This window comes from Actinoplanes sp. NPDC051411 (assembly GCF_040682075.1).
In the GTDB taxonomy this organism is placed as follows: Bacteria; Actinomycetota; Actinomycetes; order Mycobacteriales; family Micromonosporaceae; genus Actinoplanes.
Genome location: NZ_JBFBAD010000191.1, coordinates 15354 through 16028, shown reverse-complemented (window position 1 = coordinate 16028; position 675 = coordinate 15354). Strand labels below are relative to the sequence as shown.

The 675-nt window shown below is 72.6% G+C and carries 1 pseudogene; it reads left to right on the top strand.

The window, feature by feature from the left end:
- Window positions 1-261: 261 nt before the first annotated feature.
- Window positions 262-675 (top strand): annotated as a pseudogene (locus tag AB0M88_RS49615) (hypothetical protein); the annotation flags it as partial.

Genomic DNA, 675 nt, shown 5'->3' with positions numbered 1-675 from the left:
TGGTACTGCACTCGGGAGGGTGTGGGAGAGTAGGACACCGCCGGACTCAACGTGACAGGCGAGGGCCGCCCCGGAGACGGGGCCGGCCCTCGCCTGCTTTTGTATGTCCTCCCCCTAGTAACTTTGTGTGTCGAGGCAGGCCCCGCCAAAGCGAGGGACCGCCGTATCGGAAGGATTGACCCGTGACTACAGGACCGCAGGACGGCGGCTCCCGCGAGCGCGACGACGAGAATCGGGCCGGCGGTCGCGACTCGAGCGCTCGTGGTGAGCGCTCGTCGGGAGATCGTGACCGAGGCGGCTCCGGCGACCGGGGTGGCTTCCGAGGCGGCGACCGCGACCGCGGCAGCTCCGGCGACCGGGGCGGCTACAACCGAGGCGGCGACCGGGACCGCGGTGGCTTCCGAGGCGGTGACCGTCCCCAGGGCGGCGGCTTCCGGGGTAGCGACCGGGGCGGCTCCGGCGACCGGGGTGGTTTCCGAGGCGGCGACCGCGACCGCGGCAGCTCCGGTGACCGGGGTGGCTTCCGCAGCGGCGGTGACCGTCCGCAGGGTGGCGGTTTCCGTGGTGGCGACCGTGACCGTGGTGGTTACCAGGGTGGCGGCGACCGTGGTGGCTTCCGTAGTGGTGGTGACCGTCCGCAGGGTGGTGGCTTCCGGGGTGACCGTGAGGGTGGCG